Here is a 21392-nt window from a genome sequence, read left to right as displayed (position 1 = left end):
GAAGGGGCCGTTCCTCAGCCGGGCACGGGGCGGTAGCGGGCACCGACGGCACTCTGCAGCGTCTTCACGACGGTGCCGCGGGACTTGCGCGCCGCCAGCCAGTCAAGGAAGGGGTTCAGCCGCTCGGGAGCCACCGAGTAGAGTCCGCAGCGGTCGCAGACCCGGTGGAACACCAGCGGAACCAGGCCGCCACCGCTCTTCTCCGCGTTGAGCACCTGCTGTTTCATGTGTCGCAGCAGGGTGTCCTCGCGGACGGAGCTTGGCGTGCGGATCTCGTAGCGGTCTTTCGGGCGTGTGGTCTCGCTCGCCGGGCAGCCGGGGCACTTCCACTCCCTGAGCCCGCCGACCGAGCGGGCCGCGTCGTAGCCGCACCGCCTCGCCACCGCCTTGGCGTCGGAGTCGACCGCGCCGAACGGGTAGGCGAGGGTGGCCGGCCGGTACCCCCACGCCACCAGCCTCCTGCGGTCGTCGCAGATCTGCCCCTCCTGCTCGCTCTGGGTGAGCTCGGTGAGGCGGACGTGGGTCAGCGTGTGACCGCCGATCTCGTGGCCCTTCCCGGCTATCGCGGCGAGGTGGCGACGGGTCAGCTTGAGCTCGCCGCCGATGGTGTCGGTGTTGATGTAGAACGTTCCACGCATGCCGCGTTTCTCCAGCATGCGGGCCACGGCCAGGTGCGTGGAGTCACCGTCGTCGAAGGTGAGCGAGACGACGGTCTCCACCTTCTTGGCGGGTTTCGCGGTCTTCGCCTGACCGATCTGTCCCGGCGCCATCGCGATGGCCAGCGCCGCGGAGAACACGGCCACCCGACGAAAGATCTTCATGGTGGTCCCTCCCCTGGAACAGCAAATAAAGCGTAAAAAAACACCATATAAGCCTATAGAGACCGCCGATTTAGCCGTTATCAAATACCCAGGAACCTGATACCGGCCCGGCATGACACCGCCCGGTGCGTCCTCCGCGAAGCTCTTCGCGGAGGACGCACCGGGCGGTGCGAATCACCGGTGTCCCGGGAGCGGCGGTCACCGCGCTACGGGGTGTCCTCGCCCTCCACCCGCATGACGCTCACCACGTCGCGGACGATGTCCAGCTCGCGCAGGCCCTCGATGGTGGCCGAGAGCGCGGCGTCGCTGGCCCGGTGGGTGACCAGCACGAGCTGGGCGTCCGCGCCGTGGCCCTCCTGACGGACGGTCTGGATGGAGACGTCCTGCTTGGCGAACATGTCGGCGACCCTGGCGAGCACGCCGGGCTTGTCGGCGACGTCCAGCGAGACGTGGTAGCGCGTGACGGTCTCGCCCATCGGATGCACGGTCAGGTCCGCGTAGGTGGACTCCTCCGAGCCCCGGGTGCTCGCCAGCACGTTGCGGGCCACGGCCACGATGTCGCCCAGCACCGCGCTCGCGGTCGGTGCGCCGCCGGCGCCCGCACCGTAGAACATGAGCCGGCCGGCGGACTGCGCCTCGACGAACACGGCGTTGTACGCCTCGCGGACCCCCGCCAGCGGATGCGTCCTGGGGATCATCGCCGGATGCACCCGTACGCCGAACGACCTGCCGTCCTCCGAGCGGGCACAGATCGCCAGCAGCTTGATGACGTAGCCCATCGCCTTGGCGCTGGCCACGTCCGCCGCCGTGATCTCGGTGATGCCCTCGCGGTGCACGTCGGCGGCCGTCACCCGGCTGTGGAAGGCGATCCCGGCGAGGATCGCGGCCTTGGCCGCGGCGTCGAAGCCCTCCACGTCGGCGGTGGGGTCCGCCTCGGCGTAGCCCAGTTCCTGGGCCTCCCCCAGCGCGTCGGAGAACGAGGCTCCGGTGGAGTCCATCTTGTCGAGGATGTAGTTGGTGGTGCCGTTGACGATGCCGAGCACGCGGTGGACGTGATCCCCGGCGAGCGACTCGCGCAACGGGCGGACCAGCGGGATCGCGCCCGCGACGGCGGCCTCGAAGTAGAGGTCGGCGTTGCCGGCCCTGGCCGCGGCGTGGACCGTCGCGCCGTCCTCGGCGAGCAGCGCCTTGTTGGCCGTGACGACGGACTTGCCGCCGTTCAGCGCGGCCAGGATGAGTGCCCTGGCCGGCTCGATTCCGCCGATCACCTCGATGACGATGTCGATGTCGTCCCGGGTGACCAGGGCCTCGGCGTCGGTGGTGAGCAGGGCGGGGTCCACGTCGGCGTCCCGTCTGCGGCCCAGGCGCCGCACGGCGACCCCGGCGAGCTCCAGCGGTGCCCCGATGCGTGCGGTGAGGTCGTCGGCCTGCTCGTGCAGGAGCCTGACCACCTGGGAGCCGACGACCCCGCATCCCAGAAGTGCGACTTTCAGCGCCATACGATCACGCCCCCCTCTCGCCCACGCCACGCGCGGGTTTCTCGTCCGCTCCCGGTCGTTTCACAGCTGTCCTCTCAGCAGGTCGTCCTCGGTCTCCCTGCGGACGATCACGCGGGACACCCCGTCCTTGACCGCGACCACGGCGGGCTTGGGGAGGTAGTTGTAGTTGTTGGCGAGCGAGCGGCAGTAGGCGCCGGTGCCCGCGACGGCGATCAGATCGCCGGGGGCCAGGTCTCCGGGGAGCCACAGGTCGCGCACGACGATGTCGCCGCTCTCGCAGTGCTTGCCGACCATCCGGGAGAGCATCGGCTCCGCGGCGCTCTCCCGGGAGGCCAGGCGCGCGGTGTACTCGGCCCCGTAGAGGGCGGTGCGGAGGTTGTCGCTCATGCCGCCGTCGACGCTGACGTAGGTGCGCAGCCCCTCGACGTCCTTGATCGTGCCGACCTCGTAGAGCGTCACCCCGGCGAGCCCGGCGATGCCCCTGCCGGGTTCGACGGTGAGCTTGGGCACCGGCAGCCCGGCGGTCCTGGCCACCTTGCTGACGATCTCCCGCAGACTGTCGGCGATCTCCTTGACGTCGAGCGCGATGTCACCGTCGACGTAGGGGATGCCGTAGCCGCCGCCCAGGTCGAGCTCGGGCAGCACGACGTCGTGCTCGTCCTTGATCTGCACCAGGAGCTTGGCCAGGCGGCCCGCGGCCACCTCGAACCCCGCGGTGTCGGTGATCTGGGAACCGATGTGGGAGTGCAGGCCGACGAGTTCCAGCTGGGGCAGGGCGAGGATCCGCCTGGCCGCCTCCGCCGCCGCGCCGGAGCTCAGCGAGAAGCCGAACTTCTGGTCGTCGTGGGCGGTCGCGATGAACTCGTGGGTGTGGGCCTCGACGCCCACGGTGACCCGGATCATCACCCGGGGGCGCCTGCCGTGCTTGTCGGCGAGGAAGCCCAGACGGGCGATCTCCTCGAAGGAGTCGGCCACGATGTGCCCGACACCGGCCTCGACGGCCCTCTCCAGCTCGGCGTACGACTTGTTGTTGCCGTGCATGGTGATCCGCTCGGGCGGGAAGCCGACGCTGAGCGCGACGGCGAGCTCACCGGCGCTGCACACGTCGAGGCCGAGGCCCTCCTGCATGATCCAGCGGGCGACCTCGCGGCACAGGAACGCCTTGCCCGCGTAGTGGACCTCGCCCCCGGAGAACGCGCCGGCGTAGTCGCGGCAGCGGGAACGGAAATCCTCCTCGTCCACCACGTAGAGCGGGGTGCCGTGCTCGGCGACCAGGTCCCTGACGTCCACGCCGCCGATCGTGATCGAGCCGTCGGCTCGGTCCGACGTTCGCGGCCAGATGGTCGGGTCAAGCATGTTCAGGTCGGCGGGTGCGTGCGGAGGGCGCTCCTCGGGCAGCACTTCGGCATGCCGGTCACCGGCGGGATGGGCGAATCGACTCACCCGATCGAGGCTATCGGACCCGGTGATCCCCCTGAGACGATTGCCCACCTATCGAGACGCGATCGCCCTCGAACACGCGAACTTTTTACGTTATTGACCACTTTGACGACATATTTTAATGTCGCGTCGCGACAGGATCCTCAGGAGACCCGTTCGGCGGGAGCGCCCCAGGTGTTGCAGGACGCCACCGTGCCGCCCTCCTGGCCGCGCCGCATCCACTCGGCGCTGCTGGCGCCCGAGCCGTGCGACTGCCGGTAGCCCGCCTCCGCGCCGTCCTCGGCGCCGGAATCGTGCCCGGCGAAGCCGCGCAGGCTCTCCAGCCGGCGCGGCGTGGCGATGCGCAACGTCGCCGCCGCCAGGCAGTCCGCCTGGAGTTCGAGCCGCCGCGACCACGCCTCGTCGAAGGCCTCGGAACCCCTCTGGTCGGCGATCCCGCTGACCTCCTGAACGTGATGGGCGTACTCGTGGGCGAGCGTGAACATCATCGGGAAGGCCGGTTCGTCCTCGACCAGCACGTTGACGACGCGGGAGTCGGGACAGTAGATCCCGGCCCAGTCGTAGTCGTCGATCCCGCACGCGGCCGCCTCGGGGACGGCGATCAGCCGCACCTCCTCCGGCGGCGCGTAGTCGATGCCCGCCCTCGCCAGGGTGTCCGCCCACATCCGGTCCAGGCATCCGGCGAGGACCTTCAGCGACGTGCGGGCGTCGGCGTCGAGGTTTCCCGGGAGCGTGCCGCAGCGGGCGTCGATCGGCCCCGTCTCCTCGTACAGGCGGTGCGTCGCCGCGGCCGAGCGGGGCGAGCCCGGCGCGGTTCCGAGGAGTTCGCGCAGGTCGCCTCCCAGATAGGCGAGCCCGCCGAGGATCACCGCGAAGGCGAGCAGCATCGGCAGCACCCGTCGGATCATCCCGGGGCGGCGTGGCTCGTACGCCTCCCAGTCACGGGGACCGCCCATTCACCGCTCTCCTGATCTTTTTGATCTTCTTTGAGAGGGTCTATCACAACCTGTCGGGGGCCGTCTCGCCAAGCGCCGCCAGCGCCTCGGCCAGCACGTCCCGTACCGCCCGCGCCAGGCGTACGCGGGCGGTGTGCAGCTCCGACGGCTCCTCGTCACCGGCGGGAAGCGGGGCGGCCCCCTCGAAGGCGTCGTGGTAGGCCAGGGCCAGGTGCTCGGCGTAGGCGGCCCACCCGGGATCCCGGCTCACCCGCCTGCCGTGCACCTCGGCCAGCGACCTGAGCACCGCCCGGTCCCTGCGGTCGTCGAGCAGTTCGGGCCTGAAGGCCCCGCCGACGCCCAGCTCCACCGCCCAGCGCTGCACGGCGACCGCCCGTACGTGCGCGTACCTGACGACGAACCCGGGGTTGGCCCACGTCCTGGGGAGGTCGTCCCACGGGGACGTGCCCGTGACGGGTGGAACGGGCCCGCCGATCTCCGTGACGAGCTCGCCGGGCACGGACACCACGATCTCCAGGAAACCGCCGGCCGGCACCCGGACGGCCGCGATGCCCGGCAGCGCGCGAAGCCGGTCGGCCATCCGCTCCGGGTCCTCTCCCCGGCGCAGCGCGGCCGGGGAGACGTAGATCGCCTCCTCGGCCCACGTCCCCTTGGGGATCGGCGGCAGGCCGAGGACCTCACCGAGCGCGCCTGGCCTCATCTGGTCAGCCTAGACTCCGGACGTACGCGCTCAGATCAGCGCGTGCGGGTCGGCCGGGCCGTAGTCGACGAGCTGGGCCGAGCCGAGCAGCCAGCGGTCGCGGTCACGGAGGCAGACGTAGCCGAAGCGGTCCGCGGAGAAGACCTTGATCCCGTCCGCGCGGCACTGGCGCATCAGCACGTCGGCCCAGTTCTCCGAGACGTCGGCGAAGCCGATGCCGCGCAGCACCGTACGGCGGGCCAGCAGGGTGGCCCCCGCGACGTCGGGGAGGTAGGAGTACTCCGCCGAGGGCTGGCGCAGCACCGTCGCCGCGACGTCGCGCAGGTGGGCGTAGTAGGCCGCCTTGCCGACGATGTCGGCGCTCGCGAACAGGAACGCCCGGCTGAGATCGGTCAGGTAGTGCTCTCCGTACCGGTCACGGGCGTCCATGACCGCCACCAGGTCCCCCTGGCACAGGTCGAGGGCGCGGTTGAGCATGCCGCCCGTGGTGAGGCCGGGGTCGGGGCGGCGTACCGTGACGTGCACCTGGTCGGGCAGCGCGGCGCGGGCCCGCGCGGCGGCGTCCGGGACGTCCGAGAGCAGCACCAGCTGGACGACGCCCTTCTGTGGCGCGACCTGGGCCAGCGTGTGGTCCAGGTCACCCCGGTCGATCATGATCACCGAGATGTTCAGGGTGGCCCGGCCGCTGGGCAGGCCGATCGCGTCCAGCAGATCGTCGACCTTGTTGGTCATCGTGCCCGAGGCGTACGCCTGGCGGAGCGCCAGGTGGGCCCGGCGCGGGTCGGGCTCGGTGCCGATGGAGGTTCCACAGGCGGCCAGCTCGGCCATCCGCCAGGGCTCGGTGCCCGGCGGGCAGTCGACCGCGACGGGCCAGCGGTAGGAGGTGAGCACGTCCGGATACGACAGGTGCCCGGGGAGCAGCTCCTCCAGCGAGAGCACCCGCTCGAACCGGTCCCCGGCCAGCGGCAGCGGGTTGTGCACGCGCGGCTGGATGGCGAAGGGCAGGATTCCCAGCGAGGGCGCCCGGCGGCCCGGCTCGGGCTCCTGGGCCGCCAGCGCGGCGCCCCAGGCCCCCACGGACTTGGGCAGCGCGGTCACCACGTGCTCGAACAGCCTGGCCGCGGCGACGAATCCGGCGGCCTCGCCCCCGGTGTGCCAGAAGACCGTGCGGATGCCCCGCTCCGCGCACCAGGACAGCAGGGCGCGCAGCCCCTGGCCCGGCCGGGACAGCTCCTGTGCCCACGGCCCCTCGGTCACCGACTCGACCAGCAGCAGGTGCGGGACCTCCGCCGCCAGCACCCGGGCGAAGTCCTTGGGCGTGAAGCCGGTGCTCTGGCGCCACTCGTAGCGCAGCAGTGCCTCGCCGTGCGGTGAGGCGATCACAGCGGCGGTCAGGTGCGGGCGGGTGTTCGGCCCGGTCGGGACGCGGAACGGCTTGAGCTTGACCGACCTGCCGCCGACGGTTCTGACGGAGCTGGTGGCCTGGAAGGACGCGCCGGGCACCGCCGTCTTGTCGCCGCTCTTGCGCGGCACCGGCTGGCGTTTGGGAGCGGTCGGGCGTTTGGCGGGCTTGGCCGCCCCGCGCAGGCCACGCGCCAGCCGCACCGGGTTGCTCTTGCCCGTCTTGATCGCGTCACCGAGCCTGGACCAGCGGGCCACCTGCACCGAGGAGAGCTTCCACCTGGCCACCTCGGCCTGGTAACGCTGCTCCGCCAGGTCCTTGCGGAGCTTCTCCTCGGCCGCGTTCGCCGCCTCCAGCCGCTCCTCGGTCTCGCTGAGAAGTTCTCGCACCCCACGCAGTTCTTCGGCCACCCGCTCCGCGTCAGCGATCTTGGCCTGTGCCGCGTCAAGCAGACGGGCCAGCTCGGAAGCCCTTTCCGCGTGCGCCACCGCCTCCCGTAACGCCTGCCGTGTGCTTTCGAGTTGGTCGCCCGTCACGCCGTCCTCCGTTTCCTCAGCCGGGCGAAAGGATACCCTTTGCTCAATCGCGACATAGAGGAGTCAGCACGGTGCAGTGGCCGACGTTCAATGTGAGGCCGTACGTCTGCGGCGGCATCGGGCACCTCGACGAGGCGGTCCTGGAGACGCTGCGCGGGGCGGGGCCGCGGGTCAGACCCGCCGTCCAGAGCCAGAACGCGGCCCTGTTCAGCTCCTCCCCGCTGCCGCCCTACCGGCGGGACGAGCGCGGCTGGGCCTTCGCCTGGGGGGAGCGCAAGCCAGGCGGGGCGGCACCGTCGAACGCACAATGGATCACCGTGGCCGAGACCTACGAGACGCCCGGCCTGATCGACGACGGCGAGCGGATCACCCTGCACGCCGGCGGCCTCGGCCTCGTGGACGTCTACTACCTGTTCCGCGGCGGGGCGCTCTACTTCTCCTCGCTGCTCGAACCGCTGCTCTCCCTGGCGCGTACCCCGTACGAGATCAACTGGGACGCCTGGGCCTCGATCATCCAGCTCACCTTCCCGTTGCGCGACGACACCCCGTACACGCAGGTGAAGCGGCTGGCCGGGGCGAGCGCGCTGGTCTTCGACCGGGCGTCGGGCCGGATCTCCGTCGAGCGGATGCTGCCCCGGTGGCTGCGCGAGGAGCCGTACGAGGCGGGAAGGACCGCCGGGGAGATCCTGGAGATCCTGCACGAGGTCTACAAGGAACTCGACGGGCGCCCGCTGCTCGTACCGGTCAGCGGCGGCTACGACTCGCGGCTGCTCTGCTCGGTGGCGGTGGCCCGCGGCGCCGACGTGGAGTCGTGGACGACCAGCCCCGACGACGGCACCGACACCGACATCGTCTTCGCCAAGGCGATAACCCACGAGCTGGGCGTGCGCCACCGGGTGATCCCGCAGGACGCCGCCGCCTATCCCGACGACGCGCTGGCCGCGGCGCGGCGGCTGGAGTTCCTCACCCCGCACCACGCCTGGTACACCCCTTTCGCCCGCGAGGTGCACCGGGCCGGGCGGACCCTGGTCGACGGGCTGGCCGGGGGGCCGCTGCTGAAGAACTTCATGGTCAGCGGGGCCGCGCTGGAGGCCGCCGGCCAGGCCGAGCGCAAGGCCGCGCTGCTCGGCTCGCTGGCGCTGGGCTCCCCCTCCACGCCCTTCCTGTCGGAGCGGGCGCAAGAGTGGATCACCGACAGCGTCGGGCACGCCTTCACCCAGTCGACCTCCATGCTCAACGGCCACCGGGCGGAGCTGCCGCTGTCGGTCCTGCACACCAGGACGGCGCGGGGCATCGCCCGCTCCCCGGTCAACCTGGTCGGCCCCGAGGTCTCGTTCACGGCGCCGTTCATGCACCCCGCCTTCTTCGACGCGGCGCTCTCCGTCGGGGTGAACCGCAAGGCCCAGGGGCGCTTCTACCGCGAGCTGCTGTACGCGGCCAACCCGCGCGTGGCCGCGCTGCCCTCCACCAACGTGGTCAAGCAGCCACTGGCGCGGGTCCCGCTCCGCTCGGCCGCCGCGCCCGCCAGGGAGTACGGCCACCGGATGCTCACCCTCGTCGCCGACGCCGTGCCCTCGCTGCTCTCCGAGCAGCTGCACACCGTGATCGCCGAGGGCCCCGACGGCCTGACCCGGTTCAACGGCTGGAACGACCGTTTCTGGGTGCGCGGCCTGGTGCTGTTCGGCGCCTGGCTCGGCGACTACCAGGACCGCCTCCCCGACCTCAGCCCGCCCTGGAACTGACCTCCTGACGCCCTCCCCCCGCGGGGCCCTACCACACGGCCCCGCGGAGTTTTCGCGCGCCCCCGGAATCGGGTCCGGCCACCCCTTCGAGAACGCCGGAGCGCGTCCCCGCCGCACCGCGCGCGCCCCGACCGGGTCCGCGGGCATAAGCCGAGGTCACCACGTTGGGGCGTGTCGTGTTTCGGGCAGGAAAACGGTAAGCGACGCGGCGATTACGCGGGCATGGCGCGATGCGCGCCGCGATTCCGTGGGGCGGGGGCGACGTACCACGCCAAGGGGGCTTCGAGGGGTTCACTCGGCTGGTAGTGTTCGGCCCAGAAAGCGCCACAACGGATGGCCCCGAATCACAAATTCGGCCCGTCCGCGGCCATGGAGCTCGTGGGGATGACGGCTCCCGCCGGCGCGGTCACCAAACATCATCAGCCGGAGCATCCGGTGACTTCGTCCTGCCCTTTATCACCGTGAGCGAGAACACGATGAATCCATCCCCCCTCCCCTCCCCCTCCGCGGAGTCCGTCGCCGAGGACTTCGTCTCGGCCGACCCCCAGTGGTACAAGCGCGCGGTCTTCTACGAGGTGCTGGTCCGCGGGTTCAAGGACTCCAACAGCGACGGCACGGGTGATCTGCGCGGCCTCATCGAGAAGCTGGACTACGTCCAGTGGCTCGGCGTCGACTGCCTGTGGCTGCTCCCGCTGTACGAGTCCCCCCTGCGTGACGGCGGTTACGACATCTCCGACTACATGAAGATCCTTCCGGACTTCGGCGATCTCGGAGACTTCGTGGAGCTGATCGAGTCGGCGCACCGGCGGGGCCTGCGCATCATCACCGACCTGGTGATGAACCACACCAGCGACAAGCACCCCTGGTTCCAGGCGTCCCGGCACGACCCCGAGGGCCCGTACGGCGACTTCTACGTCTGGTCGGACAGCCCGACCGGCTACCCCGACGCGCCGATCATCTTCATCGGCGCCGAGGAGTCCAACTGGACCTACGACCCGGTCCGCAAGCAGTACTACTGGCACCGCTTCTTCCACCACCAGCCGGACCTGAACTACGAGAACCCGGCGGTCCAGGAGGCCATGCTGGAGGTCCTGCGCTTCTGGCTGGACCTGGGCATCGACGGCTTCCGCCTCGACGCGGTGCCCTACCTCTTCGAGCGCGAGGGCACCGACTGCTCCGGCCTGCCGGAGACCCACGCCTACCTGAAGAAGGTCCGCGCCGAGGTCGACCGCCTCTACCCCGACCGGGTGCTGCTGGCCGAGGCCAACGGCTGGCCCGAGGACGTGGTCGAGTACTTCGGTGACCCCGCGGTCGGCGGCGACGAGTGCCACATGGCCTTCCACTTCCCGCTCATGCCGCGCATCTTCATGGGCGTGCGGCGGGGCAGCCGCGAGCCGATCTCCGAGATCATGTCGCGGACCCCGAAGCTCCCCGAGAGCGCCCAGTGGGGCATCTTCCTCCGTAACCACGACGAGCTGACGCTTGAGACGGTCACCGAGGAGGAGCGCGACTACATGCACTCCGAGTACGCCAAGGACCCGCGCATGCGGGCCTACCTCGGTATCCGGCGCCGCCTCGCCCCGCTGCTGGAGAACGACCGCGACCAGATCGAGCTGTTCACCGCGCTGCTGCTCTCGCTGCCCGGCTCCCCGGTCATGTACTACGGCGACGAGATCGGCATGGGTGACAACATCTGGCTGGAGGACCGCGACGCGGTCCGCACCCCGATGCAGTGGAGCCCGGACCGCAACGCGGGCTTCTCCACGGCCGATCCCGGACGCCTCTACCTGCCCGCCGTGATGGACCCGATCTACGGCTACCAGGCGGTCAACGTGGAGGCGCAGCAGCGGAACCCCGCCTCGCTGCTCCACTTCACCAGGAACATGCTGGCGATCCGCCGTGAACACCCGGTCTTCGGCACCGGCGTCTACAACGAGCTGTGGTCCAGCAACCCGGCGGTGCTCAGCTTCGTCCGTGAGGACGGGGACGACCTGATGCTCTGCGTCAACAACCTGTCGAAGTATCCGCAGCCGGTCGAGCTCGACCTGCGCCGCTTCGCGGGGATGACCCCCGTCGAGGCCAGGGGCGGGGTGCGCTTCCCCGCGGTGGGCGCCCTGCCGTACCTGCTGACCCTGCCGGGTCACGGTTTCTACTGGTTCTCGCTCAAGCCCTGAGGACGGCTTTCGAGGGTAGCCCCGGGACGCGTGTCCCGGGGCTATCTGGCCGTTACCGGGACCTGGGCGCGGGCCGCGCGGGCCGCCGGGATCAGCGTCACCAGCAGGGCGGAGCCGACCGCGACGAGCACCGCGACGGCGAGCGTCAGGGCCGAGGGCGTACGGCCGATGCCGGCGCCGACGCCGCTGGTGTGGCCCTGCAGGTCGATCAGCCCGCTGACCAGCGAGGCCCCGGCCGCGGTGCCCGCGACCACGCCCAGCACGATCAGCAGGCCGGTCCCGGTGACCAGGGTGGCGGCCACCTGTCTGGGCGTGAGGCCCATGGCCTTGAGCACCGCGAGGTCGAAGGCGTGGTCGCGCAGGCCCAGGGCACCGGCCGTCAGGAGGTTGGCCAGGCCCAGCAGGGCGAGCACGCCGATCAGCGCCACGATCACCACCCGGATGATCGCGAGCCGCTCCGCCGGGTTGACCACCCGGTGCACCTCAAGGGCCTCTCCCGAGGCGGCCAGCAGCCGCGCCCGGACCTCGACCGGGTCCGCGCCCGGCTTGAGCACCAGGCTGTAGAACTGCGGCGGCACCGCGTCCTTGGCCGCGAGGCTGTCGATGCCGAAGGAGAGCACCTCCCCGTCCTGGTCCGGCTCCACCACCCGGCCCACCAGATGCACGATCAGCGGGGTGCCGCCCACGGTCAGCCGGACCCGGTCGCCGATCCGCACCCCCAGCAGGTCGAGCAGCCCCTGCCCGGCGACCGCCTCTCCCCTGGCGGCGTACATCCGGCCCTCGACCACCGAGAACGGGTACGGCTCGGTCGAGGTGCCCGCGGCCCGGGTCAGCACGCTCCTGGTCTGCTCGGGCTCCAGGGCGAGCACCTCGGCGCCGGGATAGGCGGCCAGCACCCCGGGGTCGGCCCTGGCGATCCTGAGGGCCTCGTCCGCGGGGAGCTCGTCCGGGCGCACCGTGAGCGCCGCCGCCTGGCCCACCTGCTCGGGATGGCGGAGGAAGTCGTCCAGGGTGGCCCAGCAGCCGAGCCCGATGGTGATCATCATCATCGGGATCGCGACACCGAAGATGCTCAGGAAGGCCGGGACCCGCCGGGTGAAGGCGTCACGGGTGCCCAGGACCAGGGCGGGCGGCAGCCGCAGCAGCAGCGCCAGCCGTGCCAGGTGCGACAGGTGCCCCCGGAGCGGCGCCGCGGGGGCCGCGGGGACGGGAGGGGTGCGCCCGCCACGCCAGGCCGGCAGGGCCACCGCCACGCAGACCACCGCGGCGGTGCCGCCGGCGATGGCGAGCAGCGGGCCCGGCGAGAGCGGCAGGATCGGCGCCCCGTCCAGGACGAACGAGGCGGCGACCTGACCGCAGAGGAGCCCGATGACGATGCCGAGCGACCCGAGCGCGCCGTGCTCGGCCATGAGCACGCCGAAGACCTGGCCCCGGGTGTAGCCGAGGGACTTGAGGGTGGCGATGTCACGGGTCTGGGTCAGCACCCGGCCGCCCACCGCGTTGGCGATGGCGAGCGCGGCGGCGACCAGCCCGGTGATGCCGAACAGCGCGAGCAGCAGGCCGAGCAGCCGGTTGTCCAGCTCCATCGAGGCGCGGACCTCGCGCCAGGTGGACATCCGCTGGATCTGCCCCTCCAGGAGGGTGACGGCACCGTGGACGGCGGGCAACGTGGCCTCGCCGTCGGCCAGGCGCAGCCCGGTGACCGACTCGCTGCGGCCCAGCGCGGGCTCGACCCTGGCCAGGACCGGCGCGAGCGTCCAGGCCAGGCCGGGCGTCCACTCGGGATAGAAGCCCTGGTCGGCACTGTCCGCCAGGCCGACCACGATGAGCGGGTGGGTGGCGCCGTTGAGCCCGGTCACCGGGAAGGGGCCGCCCACCCGCAGGCCGAGCGCCCTGGCGAAGGAGCGCTCGACGACCACGCCGTCGGTGTCGCCGGGGCGGAGCGGGCGCCCCTCGCGGATCAGCGGGACGGCGACCTTCGGCGGCGTCGCGGACATCTCGCGCAGCGCCACCGGCGACTTCTTCCCGCCCAGGGTGAGCGTGACCGGGGCCGACCGGTAGGGACCGGCCACCTGGACCACGCCGGGGAGCCTCGACAGCGCGGTCACCTCGGGGGCGTCCCTGGTGTGTATCCACACGTGCGCGCCCCTGGACTCGGCGAACAGGCCGCGCCACGGGTTGGTGCCGTCCTCCAGCAGGGTCGCGGAGGTGATCAGCGCCGTGACGATCCCCGCCACGGCCAGCACCGTCAGCAGCGCCTGCGCCCTGCGTGCCCTGAGGTCGGCCCGGATCCATCTGAAGGAGGCTCGGACGGTGCTCACCGCGACGCCCTCCGGATCCGGGTCCGCACGGCCCACCCGGCGGCGTTCGGGAGCACGGGGCGAAAGGTCCCCGGCGGCAGGGGCATCGGTCAGCCTCTCAGCTCGACGACGTCGCCCGCGCTGCCCCTGGGACGGCGGCGGACCAGGCCGGCGCCGCCGTCGTCGACGATCTGACCGTCCAGCAGGGAGACCACCCGGTCGGCCAGGCTCGCCACCCGGGCGTCGTGGGTGACCATGATGACGGTCTGGCCCTCGCGGTGGACCTCGCCGAGCAGGCGCAGGACGTCGCGGGTGTTGCGGCTGTCGAGATTGCCGGTGGGCTCGTCCGCGAGCAGCAGGCTCGGCTTGTTGGCCAGCGCGCGGGCCAGCGCGACCCGCTGCTGCTCGCCCCCGGCCAGCTGGGCGGGCGCGGCGTCGGCGCGCGCGGTCAGGCCGAGCTCGCCGAGCAGGTACTCGCGGCGCCGGCGGGCCTCGCGCGCGCCGACCCCGGCCAGCAGCGCGGGCAGCTCGACGTTGTCGGCCACGGTCATGTTGGCGACGAGGTTGAAGAACTGGAAGACGAAGCCGATCTTCCGGCGGCGGAGCAGCGCCCAGGCGCTCTCGTTCAGCGTGTCGGCCCGCTGCCCGTCGAGCCAGATCTCGCCGCTGGTCCTGACCTCCAGACCGCCGATCATGTGGACCAGCGTGGACTTGCCCGACCCCGACGGCCCCATGACCGCCACGAACTCCCCCGCGTTCACTCGCAGGTCGACCCCCCGCACGGCGGGCACCGGCACCCCGCCGTCCTGGTAGATCTTGACAAGATTGACTGTGTCGACCACGGGGGGCGTCAACTCAACTCCTCCTGGCAGCGTTCGAGCCACTCAAGGTCGGCCTGGAGGTGCAGCATGGCCCCCTCGACCAGCAGGAGCGCGACACGATTGCCCGGATCGGTCCGCTCCGCGAGTTCGTTGAGGTCGCGCATGAGCCCGAGGTAGTGCCGGCGCTGGCGGTTGATCATCGCCATCCTGTCGGCGATGCCGGTCATCGGGGCCAGCACGAGCTTCATGAAGAACTCGTCCCTGACCCTGGGGCCCTCGGTGGGCTCGTCCACCCAGGTGTCGAGGATGTCGCGGCCCGCGGCCGTCAGGTGGTAGACCTTCTTGTTCGGCCGGTTGGACTGCGCGACGTCCACCGCGCGCACCAGACCGTCCTTCTCCAGGCGGCCGAGCGTGACGTAGATCTGCCCGATGTTCGGTGAGGGGTAGGCGCTCCCGAAGATCTGCTCAAGCGCCTGTTTGAGCTCGTAGCCGTGGGCAGGTTCCTTCGCGAGGAGCGCCAGCAGCATCAGCCGCACGCCCCACCTCCTCGGAGAGCTCGTTACGTGAGCGTTACGGGTTTATCCGTTGACGACGATGTTATCGCCATGCATAACATGCATCTACCTAACATGTATGTAATCAGTCGGAAACCGGGAGGCCACGGTGCGTCGACTCATCCCCGTCGTGCTCACCGTGCTTCTCGTCGCCGGCTGCGCGGCGGCCGGAGAGCGGGAGGGCGAACGGTTCGGCGGGACCGGCCCGTTCACCCTGGTGATCGGGCGCCCCGCGACCGCCTACCTGCAGCCGCTGCTCGACCGCTGGAACCAGGCCCACCCCGAGGAGCGGGCGACCCTGCTCGAACTCCCCGAGGCGGCCGACGAGCAGCGGGCGCAGATGGTCGCCAACCTCCAGGCCAAAAGCGACCGATACGACGTGATCGGGCTGGACGTGATCTGGACCGCGGAGTTCGCCGACGCCGGCTGGATCCTGCCGCTGGAGCGCTCGATGTTCCCGCTCGACCGGTTCCTGCCGCCGGTCGTCGACACGGCGGTCTACCGGGACAAGCTCTGGGCCGTGCCGTACACCAGCAACGCCGGGCTGCTCTACTACCGCAAGGACCTGCTGGCCAAGCAGGGTTTCAAACCGCCAAAGACCTGGGAGGAACTCCGCACGCAGGCACGCACCCTGCACGAGAGGTACGGCATCGGCGGCTACGCCGGCCAGTTCCTGGCCTACGAGGGCCTGACCGTCAACTTCACCGAGGCCGTGCAGTCGGCGGGCGGGCAGATCCTCAGCCAGGACGGCACCAAGGTAACCATGGACGTGGCCAGGGCGAAGGCCGGCCTGAACTTCCTGGTGGACGGGTTCCGGGAGGGCTGGATCCCGCAGGAGTCGCTCTCCTTCAAGGAGGACGAGGCACAGCTCGCCTTCGAGGAGGGACGGCTGGCCTTCGCCCGCAACTGGCCGCACGCCTACGGACCGGCCACCACCTCGGCGGTCGCCGGCAAGTTCGGGGTGACCCGGCTGCCCGGCCTCGACGGCCCCGGCACCGGCTCGCTCGGCGGCTACAACCTCGCGGTGAGCGCCTTCTCCAAGCGGCAGAAGTCGGCCACCGACTTCATCCGCTACTTCACCGGCCTGGAGAACCAGCGAAGGGTGCTCACCGACGGCTCGTTCCCGCCCGTGTGGGCCGAACTGTACGACGACCCCGCCCTGATCAAGCGTTTCCCCTACCTGCCGGTCCTCAAGCAGAGCATCCTCTCCGCCCGGCCCAGACCTGCGGGTGCCAACTACAACCAGGTGAGCCTGGTGATCGCCAGCGCGGTCTCCAATGCGCTCACCCCACCCTTCGAGGAGGCCGGCGACGACGTTGTCGCCTCCATGAGAGACCAGCTCGACGAGATCATTCGGGCTCGCTGACACCGGGGTACCCCCCTGTCAGGAGCCGTCATCCCCATCTCGGCCGTTTGCACGTCCTCACCCACCCCCCTGTTCCGAAACCTTGACATCTCAGGAGGTCTGTTCAGCATGCGCAGAACCATTGCAGCGGTGACCACGGCGGGACTCGCCCTGGCACTCGCCGCGTGCAGCGGCGGGTCGGCCACTCCGGCACCGGCCGGGAGCGGTGGCTCGTCCGCGCCCGCCGCCAAGGCCCTCGACGGGGTGTCCATCGAGGTCGCCGCCAAGTGGACCGGCCCCGAGCAGGCCAACTTCGAGAAAGTGCTCAAGGCGTTCGAGGCGAAGACCGGCGCCAAGGTCATCTATGCCTCCACCGGCGAGGACACCGGCGCCTACCTCGGTCCCCGCATCCAGGGCGGCAACCCGCCGGACGTCGCGATCCTGCCCCAGCCGGGCCTGGTCAAGCAGTACGCGGACCAGAAGGCGCTCAAGCCGCTCACCGCCGGGGTCCTGAAGCAGATCGACGACAACTACACCCCGTACTGGAAGGAGCTCGGCTCCGCGGACGGCCAGTCCTACGGCGTGCTGGTGAAGGCGGCCCACAAGTCGCTCATCTGGTACCGCGACCAGGCGTTCCAGGACGCGGGGGCGCAGCCTCCGGCCACCTGGGACGACCTGATCAAGACCGCCCAGACGATCGCCGACTCCGGCACCCCGCCGTTCTCCCTCTGCGGCGCCTCCGGCTGGACGCTGACCGACCTGTTCGAGAACGTCTACCTGTCCAGCGCGGGCCCGGAGAACTACACCAAGCTCTCCAACCACGAGATCCCGTGGACCGACCCCAGCGTGACCGGCGCGCTGGAGAAGATCGGGCAGCTCGTCGGCAAGAAGGAGTTCCTGCTCGGCGGCTCCTCCGGCGCCCTGCAGACCGACTTCCCGACCTGCGTGACCCAGGTCTACGGCCAGGACAAGTCCGCCATGGTCATCGAGGCCGACTTCGTGGGCACCACCGCCGAGGAGTCGGGCGCCAAGCTGGGCGAGGAGGCCAAGTACTTCCCGTTCCCGAAGGCCGGTGACACCGAGCCGGTCGTGCTGGGCGGCGACATCGCGGTGGTGATGAAGGACTCCGAGGGCGCGATGGCCCTGCTGGAGTTCCTCGCCTCCGTCGAGGGCGGCGAGATCTGGGCGAAGCTCCCCGGCTACCTCTCCCCCAACCGCAACGTCTCGCCCGACAACTACCCCGCCGAGCTGACCAAGCAGCTCGCCCAGACGATCATCTCCGCCGGCGACGCGGTCCGCTACGACATGTCCGACCTGGCGCCGAGCGCCTTCGGCGGCACGGACGGCAAGGGCCAGTGGAAGCTCCTGCAGGACTTCGTCCGCGACCCCTCGGACGTCAAGGGCATCCAGGCCAAGCTCGAGGCCGAGGCCAAGAAAGCCTGGAAGTAAGGGAGACAGGCCGTGACCGACCGGTTAGACGGCCCGCAGGGCCCGCACGGCGGCACCGCCGGCGGGTCCTCCCCCGGACCTGACGACACCCGGCGACCGGCGCCCGACGCCGGCACCGAGGTCCGCACCTCCCCGGCCACCGCCAGGGGCACCGCGCCGGTGAAGGCGAAGAGGGCCACCCGGCTGGGACCGCCGCCGAGCATGGCGATCTGGTTCCTGCTGCCGGGGGCGCTCCTGCTCGGCGTGATGGTGATCTACCCGATCATCTACTCGATCTTCCGCAGCCTCTACGACGCCAACGGCGACGGTTTCGTCGGCGCGGGGAACTACGCCACGATCTTCAGCGACTCCGCCACCCTGGTCACGATCAGGAACAACCTGATCTGGGTGGTGGTGGCCCCGCTCCTGGTCACCGTGATGGGCTTGATCTTCGCGGTGCTCACCGAGCGGATCCGCTGGGCCACGGCTTTCAAACTGATCGTGTTCATGCCGATGGCCGTCTCCCTGATGGCCTCCGGCGTCATCTTCCGCCTGGTGTACGAGCAGGACCCCGACCGGGGCGTGGCCAACGCCGTGATCACCTCGGTGACCGGCCTCTTCGGCTCCGACCAGGGCTATCCCGACGCCCGTCCCAGGGAGAACGACCAGGCACCGGTCATCGCCCAGCAGGGCGCGGTGGTGAGCAGGGGGCCCGCCGCCCCCGGGCAGGCGGTGCTCGTCCCGCTGGTCGGCGTGAAGCCGGACGCCCTCGCCTCGGCCGCACCGGCGAAGGCGGCCCGGCCCGGTCCCGGCGAGCTGGCCGGGACGGTGTGGGTGGACTTCACCCAGGGCGGCGGCGGAGCGGTCAACCAGGTGGATCCGACGGAGAAGGGGCTGGTCGGGGTGACCGTGGAGGCGGTGCGGGACGGCGCCGTCAAGGCCACCGCCCGCACCGAGGCCGACGGCACCTTCCGCTTCACCGGCCTCGCTCCCGGCGACTACCAGGTGCGGCTGCCGCAGTCGAACTTCCAGGCGGCCTTCAACGGGATCTCCTGGCTGGGACCGACCCTGATCACCCCGGCGATCATCGGGGCGTTCGTCTGGGTGTGGGCCGGGTTCTCCATGGTGCTGATCGCGGCGGGCCTGTCGGCCATCCCGCGCGACGCGCTCGAGGCGGCCCGCATCGACGGCGCCACCGAGTGGCAGGTGTTCCGTAAGATCACCGTCCCGCTGCTCGCCCCGGTGCTGCTCGTCGTGTTCGTCACGATGATCATCAACACCTTGAAGGTCTTCGACCTGGTCTTCGTCATCGCGCCGGGATCGGTGCAGCCGCAGGCCAACGTGATCGCACTGGAGATGTGGCGCGTCTCCTTCGGCGGCGGAGGCCACCAGGGGCTGGGCAGCGCGCTCTCCATCTTCCTGCTGATCCTCGTGCTGCCCTTCATGATTCTCAACATCCGCCGGTTCAGGAGGGACAACCAGTGACCACCTCCACCCTCGGCGCTCCACCGCGCAGCGCGGCGGGCCGCGTCGTCGACCGGATCGGCGGCGGCCTGGTCCAGGCGGCGCTGGTGCTGATCGGCATCTTCTGGCTGGTCCCGACCCTCGGGCTGTTCGTGGTCTCGCTCCGCGAGGAGACGGCCAACAACTCCACCGGCTGGTGGACCGCCCTTGTCAAACCCGCCGAGTTCACCCTCAAGAGCTACTCCGACCTGCTGGCGAGCGGGTTCACCGCGTCGTTCTGGAACACCGTGTTCATCACGGTGCCCGCGACGCTCCTGGTGATCGGCATCGCGGCCATGGCGGCGTACGCGTTCGCCTGGATGGAGTTCCCCGGCAGGGACGCGCTCTTCCTCGTGGTGGTCGGCCTGCTGGTGGTGCCGATCCAGATCGCGCTGATCCCGATCGCGAAGCTCTACGGCACGGTCGGCATCTTCGGCTCCATCGCGGGCGTGGTCCTCTTCCACGTCGCCTTCGGGCTTCCGTTCGCCATCTTCCTGCTCCGCAACTTCTTCGCGGGCATCCCCCGCTCGCTGCTCGAGGCAGCGCGGATGGACGGCGCCGGCGAGTGGAAGATCTTCTCGACCGTGGTGTTCCCGCTGGCCAAGCCCGCGGTCGCCTCGCTCGGCATCTTCCAGTTCCTCTGGGTCTGGAACGACCTGCTCGTCGCCCTGGTCTTCGCCAACACCGAGAACCAGCCGATGACCAAGGCTCTGCAATCCCAGATGCGGCAATTCGGGACCAATGTAGACATTCTTGCGCCAGGCGCCTTCCTGTCGCTGATCATCCCATTGATCCTCTTTTTCGCCTTCCAGAGGTATTTCGTCCAGGGGATGATGGCCGGCTCGGTGAAGTAAAGACAGGGGCAGGCCCGGTGCGGCGCGCGCTGATTTCCGGCACACGCCGTACCGGGCCTAAAACATCGATAGGGTCCTGCACATGGCCGCACGTCCCTTGAATGAAGTCGTGGAAGCCGGGTGGGCCAAGGCCCTGGAACCGGCTGCCGAGAAGATCGCCGAGATGGGCGAGTTCCTCCGGAGGGAAGTGGCGGAGGGCAGGCAGTACCTTCCGTCCGGGGCCAACGTGCTCCGCGCCTTCCAGCAGCCCTTTGACCAGGTCAAGGTGCTGATCGTGGGGCAGGATCCGTATCCCACGCCGGGTCATCCCATCGGCCTGAGCTTCTCCGTCGCCGCGGACGTACGCCCGATCCCGGCCAGCCTGCGCAACATCTACAAGGAGCTCACCGAGGATCTCGGGCTGCCGATGCCGAGCAACGGCGACCTGACCCCCTGGACCGAGCAGGGCGTGCTGCTGCTCAACCGGGTGCTCACCGTCATGCCGGGCAAGCCCGCCTCGCACCGGGGCAAGGGCTGGGAGGAGGTCACCGAGCAGGCCATCAAGGCCCTCGTCGCACGCGAGCAGCCGATGGTGGCGATCCTGTGGGGGCGCGACGCCCGCAACCTGCGCCCGATGCTCGGCAAGATCCCGGCCATCGAGTCGGCCCACCCCAGCCCCCTGTCGGCCCGCAGCGGCTTCTTCGGCTCCCGCCCGTTCAGCAAGACGAACGAGCTTCTCCAGCAGCAGGGCGCGACCCCCGTGGAGTGGAAGCTCCCCTAGCCCCGTCCCGCGGATCTTACGGCGCGGAGCAGCGGGCAAAAGATCCAACGGGCAGGTCCCAGGCCCTGTCCGACCCTCACCAGGCACTAGGATTTCCACCATGAGTGATGAATCGGGCACTGAACGCTATCTGCGTCTGACTGTTGAGCTGACCGTGGAGGTGCAGGACATCGCCTCCCTGCAGGCCGCCGCGTTGAAGGAGATCAACCACCCTGACGCCGACCTGGACGACGACGAGCGCAAGGAGCAGGCCGAACTGGTCTCGGCCGACGAGACCGGCGCCACGGCGCTGCAGTGGCTGATCGAGCCGGACCACGTCCTGGGATTGATCGAGCACGTCGAGCAGATCGAGCCCCGCGAGGCCGTGCTGGGCGTCGAGCCCTCCGACGGCCCCTCGGATGAGGACGAGGACGAGGACGACCACGCGGGCCACGACCACGCCGGTCACAACCACCGGCACTGAGAGCATCCCCGTGACCCCGCCGGTGGGCGGTCTTTCCGGCCGGCCCCGTCGGAGGCACTTCACCACGACGTCGCTCAGCCAGTATGCAGACGCC

At 70.6% G+C, this 21392-nt stretch carries 17 protein-coding genes; 8 read left to right on the top strand and 9 right to left on the bottom strand.

Going from position 1 to position 21392, the window contains the following annotated elements; genetic code table 11:
* Positions 1-14: 14 nt before the first annotated feature.
* The 6 genes from ABT130_RS10785 to ABT130_RS10760 form a co-directional block, all read right to left on the bottom strand.
* Positions 15-821 (bottom strand): polysaccharide deacetylase family protein, encoded by an 807-nt coding sequence (locus ABT130_RS10785; RefSeq protein ID WP_350924615.1) that lies wholly within the window; start codon positions 819-821, stop codon positions 15-17.
* Positions 822-1027: 206 nt separating this feature from the next.
* A complete protein-coding gene (locus tag ABT130_RS10780; RefSeq protein ID WP_350954649.1) occupies positions 1028-2320 on the bottom strand; it encodes a homoserine dehydrogenase in 1293 nt (430 codons plus the stop codon).
* A gap of 60 nt (positions 2321-2380) precedes the next feature.
* Positions 2381-3763 (bottom strand): diaminopimelate decarboxylase, encoded by a 1383-nt coding sequence (gene lysA / locus ABT130_RS10775; protein ID WP_350954646.1) that lies wholly within the window; start codon positions 3761-3763, stop codon positions 2381-2383.
* A gap of 140 nt (positions 3764-3903) precedes the next feature.
* Positions 3904-4716 (bottom strand): neutral zinc metallopeptidase, encoded by an 813-nt coding sequence (locus tag ABT130_RS10770; protein WP_350954643.1) that lies wholly within the window; start codon positions 4714-4716, stop codon positions 3904-3906.
* Between the two features lie 43 nt (positions 4717-4759).
* Complete coding sequence (locus ABT130_RS10765; RefSeq protein WP_350924608.1) at positions 4760-5416, bottom strand: DALR anticodon-binding domain-containing protein; 657 nt, start codon at positions 5414-5416, stop codon at positions 4760-4762.
* Positions 5417-5446: 30 nt separating this feature from the next.
* Positions 5447-7354 (bottom strand): glycosyltransferase, encoded by a 1908-nt coding sequence (locus ABT130_RS10760; RefSeq protein ID WP_350924606.1) that lies wholly within the window; start codon positions 7352-7354, stop codon positions 5447-5449.
* Positions 7355-7425: 71 nt separating this feature from the next.
* Here ABT130_RS10760 and ABT130_RS10755 point away from each other — a divergent pair, with 71 nt between their 5' ends.
* Positions 7426-9096: an asparagine synthetase B family protein gene (locus tag ABT130_RS10755; RefSeq protein ID WP_350954640.1), complete on the top strand. Its 1671-nt coding sequence runs from the start codon at positions 7426-7428 to the stop codon at positions 9094-9096.
* A gap of 476 nt (positions 9097-9572) precedes the next feature.
* A complete protein-coding gene (gene treS / locus ABT130_RS10750; protein ID WP_350924602.1) occupies positions 9573-11270 on the top strand; it encodes a maltose alpha-D-glucosyltransferase in 1698 nt (565 codons plus the stop codon).
* Positions 11271-11311: 41 nt separating this feature from the next.
* Here treS and ABT130_RS10745 read toward each other — a convergent pair whose 3' ends face one another.
* The 3 genes from ABT130_RS10745 to ABT130_RS10735 form a co-directional block, all read right to left on the bottom strand.
* Complete coding sequence (locus ABT130_RS10745; protein ID WP_350954637.1) at positions 11312-13591, bottom strand: ABC transporter permease; 2280 nt, start codon at positions 13589-13591, stop codon at positions 11312-11314.
* An 89-nt stretch (positions 13592-13680) separates the two neighbouring features.
* Complete coding sequence (locus ABT130_RS10740) at positions 13681-14424, bottom strand: ABC transporter ATP-binding protein (protein ID WP_350954634.1); 744 nt, start codon at positions 14422-14424, stop codon at positions 13681-13683.
* On the bottom strand, positions 14421-14918 hold the full coding sequence (locus tag ABT130_RS10735) for a PadR family transcriptional regulator (RefSeq protein WP_350924894.1): 498 nt from the start codon (positions 14916-14918) through the stop codon (positions 14421-14423). Before ABT130_RS10735 ends, ABT130_RS10740 begins: the two co-directional genes overlap by 4 nt.
* 136 nt (positions 14919-15054) lie before the next feature.
* Between ABT130_RS10735 and ABT130_RS10730 the strand changes: the two genes are divergently transcribed.
* The 6 genes from ABT130_RS10730 to ABT130_RS10705 all read left to right on the top strand — a co-directional run bounded on the left by ABT130_RS10730 (position 15055) and on the right by ABT130_RS10705 (position 21298).
* Entirely contained in the window at positions 15055-16311 is a 1257-nt protein-coding gene (locus ABT130_RS10730) for an ABC transporter substrate-binding protein (protein WP_350954631.1), read from the top strand.
* A 108-nt stretch (positions 16312-16419) separates the two neighbouring features.
* The gene (locus ABT130_RS10725; RefSeq protein WP_350954628.1) at positions 16420-17739 is read left to right on the top strand and encodes an ABC transporter substrate-binding protein; all 1320 of its coding nucleotides are present in this window, start codon (positions 16420-16422) and stop codon (positions 17737-17739) included.
* 12 nt (positions 17740-17751) lie between these two features.
* Positions 17752-19203 carry an ABC transporter permease subunit gene (locus tag ABT130_RS10720; protein ID WP_350954625.1) on the top strand — a complete coding sequence of 484 codons (1452 nt, stop codon included), beginning with the start codon at positions 17752-17754 and terminating at the stop codon, positions 19201-19203.
* Positions 19200-20075: a carbohydrate ABC transporter permease gene (locus ABT130_RS10715; RefSeq protein ID WP_350924590.1), complete on the top strand. Its 876-nt coding sequence runs from the start codon at positions 19200-19202 to the stop codon at positions 20073-20075. The genes ABT130_RS10720 and ABT130_RS10715 overlap by 4 nt, the downstream gene beginning before the upstream one ends.
* Before the next feature lie 82 nt (positions 20076-20157).
* A complete protein-coding gene (locus tag ABT130_RS10710; RefSeq protein ID WP_350924588.1) occupies positions 20158-20835 on the top strand; it encodes a uracil-DNA glycosylase in 678 nt (225 codons plus the stop codon).
* A gap of 100 nt (positions 20836-20935) precedes the next feature.
* Complete coding sequence (locus ABT130_RS10705) at positions 20936-21298, top strand: hypothetical protein (RefSeq protein WP_350924586.1); 363 nt, start codon at positions 20936-20938, stop codon at positions 21296-21298.
* The last annotated feature ends 94 nt before the right edge of the window (positions 21299-21392 follow it).

This window comes from Streptosporangium sp. NPDC001681, from assembly GCF_040298085.1.
Taxonomy (GTDB): Bacteria; Actinomycetota; Actinomycetes; order Streptosporangiales; family Streptosporangiaceae; genus Streptosporangium.
The sequence above is the reverse complement of the archived record's forward strand: the minus strand, read 5'-3'. Positions and strand labels throughout refer to the sequence as shown.

Excerpts from the sequence above, each read along its gene's own strand:
- ABT130_RS10710 (WP_350924588.1), top strand. The coding sequence starts at position 20,158 with ATGGCCGCACGTCCCTTGAATGAAGTCGTGGAAGCCGGGTGGGCCAAG.
- ABT130_RS10765 (WP_350924608.1), bottom strand. The coding sequence starts at position 5,416 with ATGAGGCCAGGCGCGCTCGGTGAGGTCCTCGGCCTGCCGCCGATCCCC.
- ABT130_RS10735 (WP_350924894.1), bottom strand. The coding sequence starts at position 14,918 with ATGCTGCTGGCGCTCCTCGCGAAGGAACCTGCCCACGGCTACGAGCTC.
- ABT130_RS10780 (WP_350954649.1), bottom strand. The coding sequence starts at position 2,320 with ATGGCGCTGAAAGTCGCACTTCTGGGATGCGGGGTCGTCGGCTCCCAG.
- ABT130_RS10725 (WP_350954628.1), top strand. The coding sequence starts at position 16,420 with ATGCGCAGAACCATTGCAGCGGTGACCACGGCGGGACTCGCCCTGGCA.
- ABT130_RS10770 (WP_350954643.1), bottom strand. The coding sequence starts at position 4,716 with ATGGGCGGTCCCCGTGACTGGGAGGCGTACGAGCCACGCCGCCCCGGG.
- ABT130_RS10705 (WP_350924586.1), top strand. The coding sequence starts at position 20,936 with ATGAGTGATGAATCGGGCACTGAACGCTATCTGCGTCTGACTGTTGAG.
- ABT130_RS10785 (WP_350924615.1), bottom strand. The coding sequence starts at position 821 with ATGAAGATCTTTCGTCGGGTGGCCGTGTTCTCCGCGGCGCTGGCCATC.
- treS (WP_350924602.1), top strand. The coding sequence starts at position 9,573 with ATGAATCCATCCCCCCTCCCCTCCCCCTCCGCGGAGTCCGTCGCCGAG.